Origin of the sequence: Paenibacillus sp. BK033, from assembly GCF_004345425.1 — a bacterium.
Lineage (GTDB): Bacteria > Bacillota > Bacilli > Paenibacillales > Paenibacillaceae > Pristimantibacillus.
In genome coordinates this window covers 490374-505616 of sequence record NZ_SLVP01000002.1, presented here as the reverse complement: position 1 = coordinate 505616, position 15243 = coordinate 490374, and the positions used below count along the sequence as shown (strand labels likewise).

The following is a 15243-nucleotide window of genomic DNA, read 5'->3' as shown; positions in this document are numbered from 1 at the left end:
GCGGCGCGGAACGTATGCTCCGGACTTTTTTCGTCAACAATAGTGCAATGGTTCTGTCGTTATTTGGCAGGGTGGAGCAATCCATCAGGGTCCAATACTTTTATACAAATATATGATTATTCGGGAGTTGCACGAGGAAGACCGGAGGGGGAACCTGACTTGGCTATTAAACTTATTAATATCGGCTTCGGCAATATTGTTTCGGCCAATCGCATTATTTCAATTGTTAGTCCGGAGTCGGCACCAATTAAAAGGATCATTCAAGAAGCGCGCGACAGGCATATGCTGATTGACGCGACTTACGGACGACGCACGCGCGCCGTTATCATTACGGACAGCGATCATGTCATTTTATCGGCCGTGCAGCCCGAGACGGTTGCGCACCGCTTGTCGACCAAGGATGACGATAACGACGAATAACACGGGGAGTCATATGGATAAGGGATTGTTGATTGTATTGTCCGGACCTTCAGGCGTAGGTAAAGGAACCGTGTGTTCCGTCCTGCGCCAAAAGGTGCCTGAGCTTGTCTATTCCGTTTCGGCAACGACGCGGAAGCCAAGACAAGGCGAAATCGATGGCATTAATTATTTCTTCAAGACGAGAGAGCAGTTCCAGGAGATGATCGCCAAAGACGCGCTCCTTGAGCATGCCGAGTATGTGGGCAATTGCTACGGTACTCCGCGCGATTTCGTTGAGAGTACGCTTGCCAGCGGCAAGGACGTTATTCTCGAGATTGAAGTGCAAGGCGCGTTGAAGGTGAAAGAGAAGTTCCCGGAAGGCGTGTTTGTTTTCCTGCTTCCTCCATCGCTGGATGAGTTGAAGTCCCGCATTACGGGCAGGGGAACGGAAACCCAGGATACGATCAATAACCGGATGACGGTAGCGGTTGAAGAAATGAGCTTAATCCGTCATTATGATTATGCGGTCGTTAACGACGAGATTGACGCCGCATGCCATCGTATTCAAAGCATTATCGTGGCTGAGCATTGCCGCAGAGACCGGTATTATTCCCATTTGGCAGAGCTGCCGGCTGCTACCGAGAAAGTCTGAGCGAGAGGTGAAGAACAATGTTGTATCCATCGATTGATGAAATGGTGAAAAAAGTAGATAGCAAATATTCGCTTGTAGTTGCGGCTTCGAGACGCGCGCGCATGTTGCGTAACGGTGAAAAATCCGAGCTTCGCAACCCGAGATCCCGTAAATTTGTCGGTGTTGCCCTGGAGGAAATCTTCCATGACATCGTGCAAGTTGAACAAACAGCGGACAAACAACAACAATAAGCTTGACTGAAGAAAGGATGGAGCTAACCAGCTCCATCCTTTTTTTGTTTTTATTCGTTTCCGGTCATGTCCGTTTTTGTTTGAAATAACAGTTTTCAAAAATAAACAAACATGTTAACATAGAAACAAACAAAAACAAATCTAGTCGGAGGGGAAACAAAATGGCTCGTAAGTTATGGGATTCCTGTTAACCCTGCGCATTGTCCCTCTGGTTCTGATCCTTCGTTGTATAATAGATAGCTTGGCCTTAAAATATCGATAGGAATCGAAAAATGAGAAGATAGAGAAAGAGGTAGGCTATGCTGGTTGCGGAACGGTACGAAACGATAGTTCGATTGGTAAATGAGCGGGGCAGCATCCGGGTATCGGAGCTGAGCGAGCTTTGTCAGGTCACGGAGGAGACGATCCGCCGGGATCTTGACCGACTGGAGCAGGCGGGACGGCTTCGCCGCTCGCATGGCGGCGCGGTCAGCGTCAAGGATACGCAGCCGGAGACTCCGGTCGCGGAACGGGAAATTATGCATGCAGACGAGAAACGACGTATTGCGGAAGAAGCGGTCAAGCTGATTAAGCCCAATGACCGGATTTTGCTGGACGCCAGTTCCACGGCATGGTATATGGCATCGATCCTGCCGGATATTCCGCTCACGGTTTTGACCAATTCGATTAAAGTTGCCGTCGCCCTAAGCAACAAGGAGAAGATCGAAGTGATCTCGACCGGCGGTATACTAGCCTCGCGCTCTTTATCCTATGTAGGGCCGCTCGCCGAACGGTCGCTTGAAACCTATCATGTAAACAAGCTGTTTTTATCCTGCAAGGGCGTGCATCTGGAGCGCGGCATCAGCGAATCGAATGAGCTCCAGGCGCGCATTAAACATAAGATGCTCGGTATCGCGGAACAAGTCATCCTGCTTGCGGATTCCAGCAAGTTTGGCGTTCAGGCGTTTACCCACGTAGGCGATCTGGCGGAGGTTAACGCCATTATCACGGACCGCCGGCTTTCCCAGGAGGCTGCAGCGGGGCTATCCGAGCGTTCAATACCGGTTACGATGGTTTAACGAATCGATACGTTTGTGAGGTGACGAGGTGAAGGTTTCATTATTTATCACCTGTCTTAGCGACACGATATATCCCCGAGTGGGAGAGGCAATGGTCAGACTGCTGGCCAAGTACGGGGTTCAGCTTCATTTTCCAACCGTGCAAACCTGCTGCGGCCAACCCGCCTTCAACAGCGGTTATTGGAAGGAAGCGCGTGAGAGCGCGAAGACGATTCTGGATGCCTTTGAGGATTCGGACTTCGTTATTTCGCCTTCCGGCTCCTGTACGGGCATGATTCATCATTATCCCAAGCTGTTTGAAGCGGATCCGGTTATGCATGAGCGGGCATTGAAGCTTCAACGGAAATCCTACGAATTTACGCAATTTCTTGTTCAAGTGCTTGGCGTTAAAGACGTTGGCGCGGTTTTTCCGCACAAAGTGACTTACCATCCTTCTTGTCACGGCAGCAGGCTGCTGGGCATTAAGGAGGAACCGATGCAGCTTATGCGGCATGTGAAGGGGCTGGAGCTTGTTCCGCTTCCATTCGCGGAGGATTGCTGCGGCTTTGGCGGCACGTTTGCGGTGAAGATGGCCGATATTTCCGGCGCGATGGTTACCGAGAAGGTGGACCATGTGCTGGAGACGGAAGCCGAGGTGCTGGTTGGGCTGGACTTGGCATGTCTGATGAATATTGCCGGCAACCTGCGGTACCGCAATCAGCCGGTAAAGGTGATGCATTTGGCAGAGCTCTTGTATGAAGGGGTGAAGCAGGGATGAAAACGGCCGGAACGGCATCAACGGTGAAAGAACGAGCGGAACTGGCGCTAAATGACGAGTTTCTGCGCAAAGCCGTCAAGTTCACGACGGAACGTCTTCGGAACGGCAAAAAGCAGGCTTCCGCCGAGCATGGCAATTGGGATGACTGGCGGGAGCGCGGACGGCAAATCCGGCTTCATACGATCGCTCATTTGGATTACTACTTAAATATGTTTGCGAATCAGGCGCGCGCTAACGGCGTGCATGTGCATTTTGCCGAGACGTCTGCCGAAGCGGTCAAGCTGTCTCTTGAGATTGCGCAGCGGAAGCAGGCGAAGTCGGTTGTAAAGTCGAAATCGATGGTTACGGAAGAGCTGCATTTGAATCACGAGCTTGAGTCCATTGGCGTTGAGGCCATCGAAACGGATCTTGGCGAGTATATCATTCAGCTGGCCGGCGAGACGCCTTCCCATATTATTATCCCGGCTATTCACAAAAACCGTTATCAGGTGGCTGATCTTCTGTCCCAGGAAGCGGGCGAGACGCTTGCTCCGGATACGTCCATTCTTGCAGGCTTTGTGCGCAAGAAGCTTCGGGAGAAGTTCCTGGAGGCGGATATCGGGATGACCGGCTGCAACTTCGCGATTGCCGAGACCGGCTCGATGGTGCTTTTCGAGAACGAAGGCAATGCCCGGATGGTTACGACCGTTCCGAAGACGCAGATTACGCTGATGGGTATGGAGCGGATTATTCCGTCCTGGGCGGACCTGGAGGTTATGGCTACTCTGCTGCCGCGTTCGGCGACAGGGCAGAAGCTGACGGTATACATGTCCGGCATTACCGGACCAAGACGCGAGGTTGACGCGGACGGACCGGATGAGATGCATATTATTATCGTCGATAACGGACGTTCCCTGCAGCTGGGCGATCCGGAGTTCCAGGAGCTCTTGAACTGTATTCGCTGCGGTGCTTGTCTAAACGCTTGTCCGGTATACCGTCACATCGGCGGGCATGCATACGGCGGAACGTACAGCGGTCCTATCGGGGCCGTGTTGACCCCTGCCCTGCAGAAAAACGTAGCGGAGTGGGATGATATCGCCAACGCTTCAAGCTTGTGCGGAGCCTGCTACGAGGCTTGTCCGGTCAAAATTCCGCTTCACGACATGCTCATTTATTTGCGCCGGCGCAAGCAGGAGCAAGGGCATGGCAATGCGGCTGAGTCGATCGGGATGAAGGGCTTTGCTGCCGTCATGGGCAGCTCGAAGCGTTATGCCGGCCTTGTGAAGCTTGGGAAGCTCGGGCAGAAGCTGGTTGTGCGGGATGGCGGCATTCGTCTCAAGCTTGGACCGCTTAAGGGCTGGAATACGTACCGGGTAACGCCAAGCCTGCCGAAGAAGTCGTTCCGCGAGCAATGGGGGACACTTGAGCAGGAACTGCGCCATGGGCTGAAGGAGCTTGATCCCGACGTGCGCAGCCGGATGGAAGCCATTGTGCAAGGCAGAGACGGCAAGGGAGGCAACGGTCATGGCTAAGCAGGTGGATTCCCATGAGGAATGGCTGAAGCAGTTAGAGGAAGAGTCCAAGCGGAAGCAGGAGGCGTTCATGAACGGGATCGCCCAGAAGCTGAAACGTTCCCGGATGACCTCGGCGCCCGAGCATCCGTTCCGGGGCGCGCCGGATTTCTGGCAAGTCTTCGAATGGCCGCTTGAGGAGCGAATGGACCGATTCGAGGCGAACTTCAAGGCAGCCGGCGGGCATGTGGAGCGGCTTGCCGACATGGAAGCGGCTAAACGGTTTATCGCGGAGAAAGCGGAAGCGCTAAGCGCCAAATACGTCATCCGGCAAAATGAGCCGGAGCTGAATGAGCTTGGTCTCGAAGAGACGCTTGCCGCGTCGGGTGCGGTAGTCCGGGTATGGAACGACGATGCGGATGAGAACTGGAGAGCGCGCGCGGCGGAATCGGACTTCGGTATAGTAACGGCTGATTACGCGGCTGCTTATACGGGCTCCGTTACCGTCTTATCCTCGAAGGATAAAGGCCGCTCGGTAAGCTTGTTGCCGACCGTATTGTTTGTTCTGATCCCGCTTGATCGTTTGAAGACGCGACTAGGCGAGATCTTGATCAATTTCGATGAAGCGGGACGCGAGCAGCTGCCGGCCGGGATTCACTTTATTTCCGGTCCAAGCCGTTCGGCAGATATCGAGAATGACCTGACGATCGGCGTTCACGGACCCGGCGTCGTCTACGCTTTGCTAGTTGGTTAATTTGTGCATGCCCGTATGCTTGGGCTGGCGCTTCCGGCGCCGGATTAGAGCTTGCGGGCTTTTTTGGCATCAGCAGGCACCTCTTTAAGGGATGCCAAATCTGTCATTTCGCCGATTCCGGCGATTTTTACATCGCTTAACGATGCGGGCATCGTTAAGAGAGACCAAACGGGGGGCTATTTCACCGAAAATACTGATGCACCGAACATTTAACGGCGCCTCGCATCGTAAACGTGTCAAGCATTGCTGTAGAGCAAGCAGGAAATGACTCGAATGAATTTAATTAATAAAAGGGAGTAATGAGATTATCCGTGAGGAGGTGGCGTTGCCCGTGAAGGCAAAACCGGAGTTGGTTCTAGACGCGGCAGGCGTGATTGCGGCGAATTTCTCGCCGCGTTTTTGGCAGGAGCTTGGAATGCGGTACGAGCTGCCTTATGATAGACTGGCCCGATTCAAACAACAGATCCGAGTGAGTTTATGGAGCGGCGCTATAACCGAAGTGGAATTCTGGGACGAGCTTTGCAGTCGGTTCCCTGCAATCGACAGGGAGGAGGCCCGAATCAAGCTGCTGTCCCGGATTACGCCGCTGCCCGCGGCGGAACGGATACCGGGCTGGAGCCGGCATGCCAATATCCATCTGCTCAGCAACCACCGCTCGGAATGGCTGGAGCCGATTGTTTCCCCTCTGCGTCCATATTTGCGCAGCGTGACGATCTCCAGCATAGCCGGCTGCTGCAAGCCGGATGCACCCATATACGAACGGGTTGAGCAGCATTTCGAATCAAAGGCGTCCATTCTGTTTGTCGACGATCAGGCGAAAAACTTCAAGGAGCCCGAGCTGCGAGGCTGGACAACTCTTCTCGCCGACGAGCAGGGTGACTGGGTAAATCGGGTCGACCGGTTTCTTGCCATATAAAAGCAGCAGGCTCCCCTCCGGGAACCTGCTGCTTTTGCTTCATCCTATTGCTTGGTCTCAAGGAATTTCTCGATGAACTGAACCGCTTTTTCGGTGTTTTTGGAGCCTTCGCGCACGCTGGCGATATAGTTGTCTTTAGCCTGCATCGGAATATTTTTAATGATCGGGCTATCGGAGATTTTCACGCCATACGTATGCTCGGCCGGATCCTCTTCCGTTTTTTGCTTGTAGCCGTCCTCCGGCTTAAGCAGCTTGGCGATATCCGCCTGCGAGTCCAGGTTCATGAACGCGCCTTGCGGGCCTACCCAGTTAAACGCTGCCGTATCCGTGATATAGATGTCCGGGCGTTCCGTCGCAAGCACGACCATGGCTTTTTGCTGGGAGGCAATGTCCATTTGATCCTTCGCATCCAGCGGTACGTACGTAAAGTTGACTTTAAAGCGCTTGAACTCCGGGAACTGCTTCAGGAGCGCTTCTTCGATATCGGCTTCTTCGGTCTGCTTGCCCGTGCTGTCGCTCATGTAATACTCGCCAAGGAACATGATGGACAGGTCTACCGGCGGAAGCTTTGCGAGACGTTCCTGCTCCGCCCGGTGGTCCAGGTAGCTGTTAATGCCAACGATAACAAGAATGAGGGCAATGATGCCGCCAAGCACGTGGAATTTGTAGTAGCGCCAGAAATGGTCTACCTTCTCCGCGGAGCCGGCCATTTTCTTGTACTTGCCGTATTCCTGCTGATTGAATGCTTCGCTGGCTTTCCGGTTGTCCTCGTCGAGAATATACCGGTAGGCGCGCGTTACTTCCTCAAAGTCAGCCTGATCGGTTCCGCCGGGATTTTCTCTTTGTCTTGCCCGAGCTTGCCGCATCAAGGTGGTGTAACGCTTATCGACCTCTTCTTTCGAAGCGTTTTCAGGAAGACCCATCGTTTCGTAAGCTCGTTTCAGTTCGTCCATGGAGTTGCTCTCACCTCTGTTAGGATTAGAAAAAATAATAGCTACTCTCTAGTATACGGATTTGAATAGAAGATTTCCATTCCTCCATCTGGGAACGGCCCAGGCTACAAATTGGGATGACCTATGGTATGATAGGAAAAAGCGCGAATGGGTCTTGCCTAAACGGTCAATACATAGATTAACAGCATAAATCGGGGGAAACAGTATGTTGAGAGGAAAAACGATAGTACTAGGCATTACCGGCGGCATTGCAGCCTATAAAGGCGCGGCGCTCTGCAGCAAGCTCGTGCAGGCGGGGGCGGAGGTGCACGTCATCATGACGGAGTCGGCAGCCAAATTCATTACGCCGCTTACGCTCCAAACCTTGTCACGCCATCCGGTGCACATCGATACGTTCGACGAGAAGGACCCTTCGGTCGTTACGCACATTGACTTGGCTGATCGAGCCGATCTGGTCGTAATCGCGCCGGCAACCGCGAATATTATTGGAAAAGCGGCTAACGGCCTGGCCGACGATATGCTGAGCACCACGCTGCTCGCGGCAACAAGTCCGGTTTTGATGGCGCCGGCCATGAACGTGCATATGTACGAGCATCCGGCGGTTGTCCGCAATCTGGAGCTATTGGCATCCCGCGGCGTGATGTTCGTTGAGCCGGGAACGGGTCAGCTTGCGTGCGGTTACGTGGCGAAAGGCCGTCTTGCGGAGCCGGAGGATATCGTCATTGCGGTTCATTCTTTGCTGAAAGCGAAGGAGCACGGAGCGCTTGCGGGCAAGCGCGTGCTGGTAACGGCGGGAGGCACGATGGAGCGCCTTGATCCGGTCCGGTATTTGACGAATGATTCTTCCGGCAAAATGGGCTTTGCCATTGCGGAAGCCGCCAAGGTGATGGGTGCCGAGGTTACGGTTATCGCGGGCAGAACCTCCGTTGATCCGCCTGCCGGCGTGAAGGTTATACGGGTAGAGTCGGCGCAGCAAATGCTTGACGCCGTGCTGGAACGATTCGACGAATCGGATATAGTGGTTAAATCGGCAGCAGTGGCGGATTACCGCCCGGTGACGAGACACGGCCAGAAGATCAAGAAGTCCGGCGAAACCTTAACGCTGGAGCTGGAGAAAACGACGGATATTTTGCAGACGCTTGGCGAGCGGAAGACGCATCAGCTCTTGATCGGTTTTGCCGCCGAGACGGAGCAGCTGGAGAAGTATGCCATGGACAAGCTGAAGCGCAAAAATGCCGATCTGATCGTGGGCAACGATGTCAGCCAGGAAGGCGCGGGCTTCAACGGGGACACGAATATCGTACAGCTGTACGGCCCAGGCGGATTAATTGAAGCGATGCCGCTGCTGTCCAAGCGCGAGACGGCGCAGCGCATTCTGACGATTGCTGCCCGGCGCCTTGCGGAGGTAGCCTCCCGCGATGGAGGTCGGGGCGAAGAATGATTGCCAAAGTGATCGTAGACGTGCCGAGCCGCCAGACGGACCGGCCGTTTGACTATAAAGTACCGCCCGGCATGGAGAGCTGGATTGAGGTCGGCAGCCGGGTAGGCGTTCCTTTTGGTCCCCGGGTCCTGCAGGGCTTTGTCATTGAGCTTGCGGAGACGGCCGACGTGGATCCCATGAAGCTGAAGGCCGTATCCGAGCTGCTCGATCCGGTTCCGCCGCTGCTGCCCGATCTGATCGAGCTGGCCAAATGGATGAGCGACAAGTATTGCTGTTCTTGGACGACAGCGCTGCAAGCCATGATTCCGGCCGCTCTGAAAGGGAAAGCGGAAAGGTATATCAGCCTGAACGAGGATCCGGATTATACGGCGGAGGACTATGGCCTGACGGCGCTGCTGCCGGAGGAGATGCTGACGTGGATCGGCAGGCAGAAGCAGCTTAAGCTGGAGACGCTGCAGCAGCGGTATCCGGAGCATTCGGCGGCTATTAAGGAAGCGCTCCGCGACGGGCTGCTGCAGGAGCAGACTTCGATCCGGGACCGTCTGGCGATTCGCAAGGTGCTGACCGTGTTCCCGCCGGATGACGAAGCAGCGGCGCGCGAAGCGCTGGAGAGCTTCCCGGCCCGGGCCGCGAAGCAGCGCGAGCTGCTCGCCTTCATGCTGGAGCGCGGCGAGGCCATGCCGCTGCAAGCGCTGCTGGCGGAAGCAGGCGGTTCGCCTGCCAGCGTCCGTGCGCTCGCGGACAAGGGCCTGCTTGGCCTGCATGAAGTCGAGCAGGAACGGGATCCGTACGCAGGGCGGGATTTCCAGCGGACGCAGCCGCTACCCCTTATGCCCGGCCAGCAGGACGTGTATGAACGGATTGCGGGCACGGTAAGCCGCGGCGAGCCGCAGGTGCTGCTGCTTCATGGCGTTACGGGGAGCGGCAAAACAGAGGTCTATATGCAATCCATTCAGCATTGTCTGGAATTAGGCAAGCAGGCGATTGTGCTCGTTCCCGAAATTTCGCTCACTCCGCAGATGGTGGAGCGGTTCAAGGGGCGCTTCGGCGAAGCCGTCGCCGTGCTGCACAGCCGGTTGTCGAACGGCGAGCGTTACGACGAGTGGCGCAAAATCCGGAGCCGCCGCGTACAGGTCGCCATTGGCGCCCGCTCGGCGATCTTTGCACCTTTTGAGCGGATTGGGCTTATTATTATTGATGAAGAGCATGAATCCTCCTACAAGCAGGAGGAGAGCCCGAAATACCATGCGCGGGATGTCGCCGTAAGACGCGCCAGGCAGCATGGGGCCGCGGTTGTGCTGGGCTCCGCGACGCCGTCGCTGGAATCGTTCGCCGCCGCCAGCCGCCAGCCTGCGCCCGGCAAGGAATCGGCGCTGCTGCCCATGCCGGAGCGGGTCGGCAGCCGTCCGATGCCGCCGGTTCAAGTCATTGACATGCGCGGCGAGCTGCAGGACGGCAACCGCTCGATGTTCAGCCGCAAGCTGCATGCCGCGCTGGCCGACAGGCTCGAGCGCGGCGAGCAGTCGGTGCTGCTGCTTAACCGGCGGGGCTATTCGACGTTTGTGATGTGCCGCTCCTGCGGGTATACGGCCGCATGTCCGCATTGCGACATTTCGTTGACCTATCATCAGAAATCGCGGGCGCTGCGCTGTCATTATTGCGGTCACGCCGAGCTGGCTCCGAAGGAATGCCCGTCCTGCGGCAGCGAGCATATCCGCTATTTCGGGACGGGGACGCAGCGGGTGGAGGAAGAGCTGGCGAAGCTGTTCCCGGGGATCCGGGTGATCCGGATGGATGTGGATACAACCTCCGAGAAGCATGCGCACGAGAAGCTGCTCAAGCAATTCGGCGAGCGGAAAGCGGATGTGCTGCTGGGCACTCAGATGGTGGCCAAGGGGCTCGATTTTCCGTACGTTACGTTGGTTGGCGTAATAGCCGCGGATACGTCGCTCAATCTGCCGGACTTCCGTTCGGCGGAGCGGACGTTCCAGCTGCTGACGCAGGTAGCGGGACGCGCCGGGCGCCATCATCTTCCCGGGGAGGTTATTATCCAGACTTATTCTCCAGAGCATTACGCCATTCTTACCGCCCAGCATCATGATTATGCCGCGTTTGTGCGGGAAGAGCTCAAGCACCGGAGCGTGATGGGCTATCCGCCTTTTTGCAGGCTGGTTCTGGTGACGATGTCGCATGAACAGCTGCCTCTTTTGTCTTCGGTTAGCGAACAGTTTGCCGAGCGGCTTAGGGGTCTCGCGGCAGGCGAGGGGGTTCTTGGCCCGCTTGAGGGCGGTCTGCCGAGGGCGATGGACATTCTAGGACCGGTCGCCTCGCCTATTTCCAGAATGAAAGATCGCTACCGTTTTCAATGTGTGATAAAATATCGTGGAAACATCGACATACCGGCGCTGCTAAGGCACGCGATGGCGCCTTTTGTGGAGAGCTCGCCGGCAAAGCAGGTGCAGTTCAGCATCGATGTCGACCCGCAAGTCATTTTATAAAATAGATAACGATTGTAAAGGAAGGTAACGGCTATGGCCATTCGTATTATTGTCAAAGAACCCGATCCGGTGCTCCGCGAGACGGCAAAGGAAGTAACGAAATTCAACTCCAATCTGCAAAAGCTTCTGAAGGATATGGCAGAAACCATGTACGATGCGGACGGCGTAGGGCTTGCGGCTCCGCAGATCGGCATCTCGAAACGCGTCATTGTCGTGGATATCGGCGACGAGACAGGTCTGATCTCGATGGTTAATCCCGTTATCGTCGAAAAAGAAGGAGAACAGCTTGGTCCTGAAGGCTGTCTCAGCATTCCGAACCTGAACGGCGACGTAAAGCGCTACGAGCGCATCGTCGTAAACGGGCAGGACGCGGAGGGCAATCCGTTTACGGTAGAGGCGAGCGGCTTCCTTGCGGTTGCTTTCCAGCATGAAATCGATCATCTGAACGGTATTCTGTTCACGGATATTGCGCAAAATGTGTATGACATTACGGCAAGACAAAGAAAAGGCGGCGAGTAAGGAATGCGTATCGTATTTATGGGAACGCCGGAATTCGCCGTTCCTTCTCTGCGGCTTTTGATCGAGCGGGGCTATGATGTAGTCGCTGCCGTGTCGCAGCCGGATCGCCCGAAAGGACGCAAACGCGTGCTGACGCCGCCTCCTCTGAAGGAAGCGGCTCTTGCGCTTGGTCTGCCGGTTCTTCAGCCTGAGCGAATGCGCAGCCCCGAATCGGTTGCGGCCATTGCCGAGCTCCAGCCGGATCTGATTGTCACGGCCGCTTACGGACAAATTTTGCCGAAGGCGCTTCTGGACATCCCGCGGCTTGGCTGCATTAACGTGCACGGCTCACTGCTGCCGCGCTACCGCGGCGGTGCCCCGATTCAGCGCTCGATTATGAATGGCGAAACGGTTACCGGCGTAACGATTATGTATATGGCGGAAGGTCTTGATACCGGCGATATGATCAGCAAGGTTGAAGTTCCGATTACGGACGAGGATACATCGGGTACTTTGTTCGAGAAGCTGAGCGCTGCCGGCGCCGAACTGCTCGGACGCACGCTTCCCGCCCTTATTGCAGGCGAATTGAAGGCCGAGCCCCAGGATAACGAGCTGGCTACGTACGCGCCTAACTTAACGCGCGAGGACGAGCGGATCGACTGGAGCAAGCCGGCGCGCAGCATCTATAACCAAGTGCGCGGATTGTCTCCGATGGCAGGCGCTTTTACATACCTGAACGGCGAAGTGTTTAAAGTATGGGCATGCGCGAAGCCTGAAGAAGGCAAGGCAGGCAACGGTGCCGCTGCTCCGGGTACCGTAGTTGCGGCAAGCACCTCCGGCATTGACGTACAAACCGGTGACGGGCTGCTCCGCCTGCTAGAGGTTCAGCCCGCGGGCAAGCGGGTTATGACGATTGCGGACTGGCTGCCGGGCGCGCGGCTATCTTACGGCGCCGTATTTGGCGGTGGCGAAGCATGAGCGAACGGGAATCTTTAAAGTCTCAGTCAAAGCGGAGACCGGGCGGAAAAGGCCAAGGCCGCGGCCCCGGACAGGAGGGGCGCAAGGAACAGCGCCCGGCACGCGTCCGTACGCCGCGCGAGCTTGCGCTTGATACGCTGGTGAAGGTGGCGGAGACCGGTGCGTACAGCAACCTGCAGCTCAACCGTGTCCTGCAGGATGCACAGCTGCAGCGCGCTGACGCTGCTCTCGTAACCGAGCTGGTATACGGAACGATCCAGCGTCAGCTGACGCTGGATCATTGGCTTGGCAAATTTGCGGCCAAAGGGCTGCGCAAGCTGGAGCCCTGGGTGCATCAGCTATTGCGCATGAGCGCCTATCAATTGCTGTATCTTGACCGTATTCCGGCCCATGCTGCGGTGAACGAGGCGGTAACCATTGCAAAGCGCAGAGGACATCAAGGGATTTCGGGAATGGTTAACGGCATTCTTCGCAGCATTGACCGGAACCGTTCGGAGCTGACGGTTGACGCCATTGTGGACAAGAACCCTGTCGTACAGATCTCCGTCAGGCATTCTTATCCGGAATGGCTGGTTGAACGCTGGGTCAAAGCTTACGGCGCGGAAACGGCCGAAGCCATCTGCGCTTCGGGCAATGAGCCGCCGCATGCCAGCGTCCGCGTCAATCCGCTCCGCGCAACGCGCAACGAAGTGCTGAGCCTGCTGGCCGAACAGGGCGGCGATGCAGAAGCATCGAGGCTTGCGCCTGCCGGTATCGTGGTTCGCCGCGGCGGCAATCTGGCCGATACGGAAGGCTTCCGCCAAGGCCTCTGGACGATGCAGGACGAAAGCTCCATGCTGGTCGCAGAGGTTGTGGAGCCTAAGGCGGGCATGCAAGTATTGGATTGCTGCGCGGCGCCTGGCGGCAAAACAACCCATATGGCGGAACTGATGGGCGGCAAAGGCAAGGTCTATGCCAACGACCTTCATCCTCACAAACGCCAGCTTATCGTCGATCAGGCCGTGCGTCTCGGCCTTCAGAACATCGAGGCAACCACCGAAGATGCGGGCAAGCTCGGCGAGCGGTTCGCTCCGGCTTCGATGGACGCGGTACTGCTGGACGCGCCTTGCTCCGGATTTGGCGTTATTCGCCGCAAGCCGGAAATCAAATGGACGAAAACAGCGGGCGATGTAGCCGATATCGCGGCGATTCAGCGCAGGCTGCTCGGGGCAGTGGCAGACTTGGTTAAGCCTGGCGGGACGCTGGTCTACAGCACCTGTACGATTGAGAGCACCGAGAACGAAGAGCAGGTGGCCGCTTTCCTGAAGGAGCATCCCGAATTCCGGCTTGACGCCGAATGGCCGGAAGAAGCCCTTAAGCCGCTGCGCGAGAAAGGCATTGTCGACAGCTCATTTGACGGACAAGCGCAGCTGCTTCCGCATCATTACGGCAGCGACGGCTTCTTTATTGCCCGTCTCCGCAGACGCCCGTAGGGCCCTTGTGGCTCAGCATGGGCGTTTGTGGTAAAATAAATCATCAGCGCCGGCATAACAGGCGCGCTATTTCAGAGTCAGGTGTGATAATAAGAAGATGAAACCAATAATTTATGACTATAACCTCGATCAGCTTCAAGACTGGATGAAAGAGAACGGCGAGCCGGCCTTCCGCGGCGGACAGCTGTTCGATTGGCTGTACGTGAAGCGCGTGAAGAGCTTTGAAGAGATGTCCAATCTGCCGAAACCGCTTCGCGAAAAGCTGGAAGAGTCCTTCCAGTTCGTGACGCTGTCGGAGATTACAAGATTCGAGTCCAAGGACGGCACGGTCAAATTCCTGTTCGGTCTGCATGACAACCACGCGATCGAGACCGTTATCATGCGCCATGATTACGGCAACAGCATTTGCGTAACGACGCAGGTGGGCTGCCGGATCGGCTGTACGTTCTGCGCTTCGACGCTTGGCGGCCTGAAACGCAATCTGACCGCGGGCGAGATTGTCGCGCAAGTGGTAACGGCCCAGCAGATGCTGGATGCCACCGGGGAACGCGTATCAAGCATCGTTATCATGGGTTCAGGCGAACCATTCGAAAATTATGACGCCACCATGACCTTCCTGCGTATTATGATTCATGAGAAGGGTCTGAATATCGGCCAGCGCCATATCACCGTTTCGACAAGCGGTATCGTTCCAAGCATGTATAAATTCACGGAAGAGAATACGCAGATCAACCTGGCCATCTCAATCCATGCGCCTAATGACAAGCTCAGATCCAAGCTGATGCCGGTTAATCGCCGCTTCCCGTTTGAGGATGTAATGGCAGCCTGCCGCAATCACATTGCAAAGACCGGCCGCCGCATCACGTTCGAATACGCATTGATCGGCGGGGTTAACGACCAGGCCGAGCATGCGCAGGAGCTTGCGGACGTGCTTCAAGGCATGTTGTGCCATGTCAACCTGATCCCGGTTAACCACGTGCCGGAGCGGAACTACGTTCGTACGCCGCGCAATGACATTTTCGAATTCCAGCGCATTCTGGAAAAGAATAAAATCAATTGCACGATCCGCAGGGAGCAAGGCCATGATATTGCGGCTGCATGTGGCCAATTGAGGGCGAAACATATGGAGTCCACGACGAGGTGATCA

At 56.0% G+C, this 15243-nt stretch carries 15 protein-coding genes; 14 read left to right on the top strand and 1 reads right to left on the bottom strand.

Annotated elements, in window-relative coordinates; all coding sequences use genetic code 11:
* Positions 1–159 precede the first annotated feature (159 nt).
* From remA to EV294_RS09250, 8 genes are all read left to right on the top strand, one after another.
* Positions 160–420, top strand: coding sequence for an extracellular matrix/biofilm regulator RemA (gene remA, locus EV294_RS09285; protein ID WP_005548256.1), 261 nt, complete (start codon positions 160–162; stop codon positions 418–420).
* Between the two features lie 13 nt (positions 421–433).
* Positions 434–1051, top strand: coding sequence for a guanylate kinase (gene gmk / locus EV294_RS09280; RefSeq protein ID WP_132306085.1), 618 nt, complete (start codon positions 434–436; stop codon positions 1049–1051).
* 17 nt (positions 1052–1068) lie between these two features.
* Positions 1069–1281 carry a DNA-directed RNA polymerase subunit omega gene (gene rpoZ / locus EV294_RS09275; RefSeq protein WP_132306083.1) on the top strand — a complete coding sequence of 71 codons (213 nt, stop codon included), beginning with the start codon at positions 1069–1071 and terminating at the stop codon, positions 1279–1281.
* A gap of 299 nt (positions 1282–1580) precedes the next feature.
* Positions 1581–2339: a DeoR/GlpR family DNA-binding transcription regulator gene (locus EV294_RS09270; protein ID WP_132306081.1), complete on the top strand. Its 759-nt coding sequence runs from the start codon at positions 1581–1583 to the stop codon at positions 2337–2339.
* Positions 2340–2367: 28 nt separating this feature from the next.
* Complete coding sequence (locus EV294_RS09265; protein WP_132306079.1) at positions 2368–3096, top strand: (Fe-S)-binding protein; 729 nt, start codon at positions 2368–2370, stop codon at positions 3094–3096.
* The gene (locus tag EV294_RS09260) at positions 3093–4607 is read left to right on the top strand and encodes a LutB/LldF family L-lactate oxidation iron-sulfur protein (RefSeq protein ID WP_132306077.1); all 1515 of its coding nucleotides are present in this window, start codon (positions 3093–3095) and stop codon (positions 4605–4607) included. Before EV294_RS09265 ends, EV294_RS09260 begins: the two co-directional genes overlap by 4 nt.
* Positions 4600–5340 carry a LutC/YkgG family protein gene (locus tag EV294_RS09255; RefSeq protein ID WP_132306075.1) on the top strand — a complete coding sequence of 247 codons (741 nt, stop codon included), beginning with the start codon at positions 4600–4602 and terminating at the stop codon, positions 5338–5340. The genes EV294_RS09260 and EV294_RS09255 overlap by 8 nt, the downstream gene beginning before the upstream one ends.
* 331 nt (positions 5341–5671) lie before the next feature.
* Positions 5672–6256, top strand: coding sequence for an HAD family hydrolase (locus EV294_RS09250; RefSeq protein WP_132306073.1), 585 nt, complete (start codon positions 5672–5674; stop codon positions 6254–6256).
* A gap of 44 nt (positions 6257–6300) precedes the next feature.
* Here the strand turns inward: EV294_RS09250 and EV294_RS09245 are convergent, their stop codons facing one another.
* The gene (locus EV294_RS09245) at positions 6301–7209 is read right to left on the bottom strand and encodes a DnaJ domain-containing protein (RefSeq protein WP_132306071.1); all 909 of its coding nucleotides are present in this window, start codon (positions 7207–7209) and stop codon (positions 6301–6303) included.
* A 205-nt stretch (positions 7210–7414) separates the two neighbouring features.
* Between EV294_RS09245 and coaBC the strand changes: the two genes are divergently transcribed.
* From coaBC to rlmN, 6 genes are all read left to right on the top strand, one after another.
* Entirely contained in the window at positions 7415–8650 is a 1236-nt protein-coding gene (gene coaBC, locus EV294_RS09240) for a bifunctional phosphopantothenoylcysteine decarboxylase/phosphopantothenate--cysteine ligase CoaBC (protein WP_132306069.1), read from the top strand.
* Positions 8647–11148 (top strand): primosomal protein N', encoded by a 2502-nt coding sequence (priA, locus tag EV294_RS09235; protein ID WP_132306067.1) that lies wholly within the window; start codon positions 8647–8649, stop codon positions 11146–11148. Before coaBC ends, priA begins: the two co-directional genes overlap by 4 nt.
* 33 nt (positions 11149–11181) lie before the next feature.
* Positions 11182–11667: a peptide deformylase gene (def, locus tag EV294_RS09230; protein ID WP_132306065.1), complete on the top strand. Its 486-nt coding sequence runs from the start codon at positions 11182–11184 to the stop codon at positions 11665–11667.
* 3 nt (positions 11668–11670) lie between these two features.
* A complete protein-coding gene (gene fmt / locus EV294_RS09225; RefSeq protein ID WP_132306063.1) occupies positions 11671–12624 on the top strand; it encodes a methionyl-tRNA formyltransferase in 954 nt (317 codons plus the stop codon).
* Positions 12621–14096: a 16S rRNA (cytosine(967)-C(5))-methyltransferase RsmB gene (gene rsmB / locus EV294_RS09220; protein ID WP_132306061.1), complete on the top strand. Its 1476-nt coding sequence runs from the start codon at positions 12621–12623 to the stop codon at positions 14094–14096. Before fmt ends, rsmB begins: the two co-directional genes overlap by 4 nt.
* A 97-nt stretch (positions 14097–14193) precedes the next feature.
* Positions 14194–15240: a dual-specificity RNA methyltransferase RlmN gene (gene rlmN / locus EV294_RS09215; protein WP_132306060.1), complete on the top strand. Its 1047-nt coding sequence runs from the start codon at positions 14194–14196 to the stop codon at positions 15238–15240.
* Positions 15241–15243 lie beyond the last annotated feature (3 nt).

Coding starts and splice junctions, on each gene's coding strand:
- rpoZ (WP_132306083.1), top strand. CDS start 1,069: ATGTTGTATCCATCGATTGATGAAATGGTGAAAAAAGTAGATAGCAAA.
- rsmB (WP_132306061.1), top strand. CDS start 12,621: ATGAGCGAACGGGAATCTTTAAAGTCTCAGTCAAAGCGGAGACCGGGC.
- EV294_RS09260 (WP_132306077.1), top strand. CDS start 3,093: ATGAAAACGGCCGGAACGGCATCAACGGTGAAAGAACGAGCGGAACTG.
- EV294_RS09270 (WP_132306081.1), top strand. CDS start 1,581: ATGCTGGTTGCGGAACGGTACGAAACGATAGTTCGATTGGTAAATGAG.
- fmt (WP_132306063.1), top strand. CDS start 11,671: ATGCGTATCGTATTTATGGGAACGCCGGAATTCGCCGTTCCTTCTCTG.
- def (WP_132306065.1), top strand. CDS start 11,182: ATGGCCATTCGTATTATTGTCAAAGAACCCGATCCGGTGCTCCGCGAG.
- priA (WP_132306067.1), top strand. CDS start 8,647: ATGATTGCCAAAGTGATCGTAGACGTGCCGAGCCGCCAGACGGACCGG.
- rlmN (WP_132306060.1), top strand. CDS start 14,194: ATGAAACCAATAATTTATGACTATAACCTCGATCAGCTTCAAGACTGG.
- EV294_RS09245 (WP_132306071.1), bottom strand. CDS start 7,209: ATGGACGAACTGAAACGAGCTTACGAAACGATGGGTCTTCCTGAAAAC.
- gmk (WP_132306085.1), top strand. CDS start 434: ATGGATAAGGGATTGTTGATTGTATTGTCCGGACCTTCAGGCGTAGGT.
- coaBC (WP_132306069.1), top strand. CDS start 7,415: ATGTTGAGAGGAAAAACGATAGTACTAGGCATTACCGGCGGCATTGCA.
- EV294_RS09255 (WP_132306075.1), top strand. CDS start 4,600: ATGGCTAAGCAGGTGGATTCCCATGAGGAATGGCTGAAGCAGTTAGAG.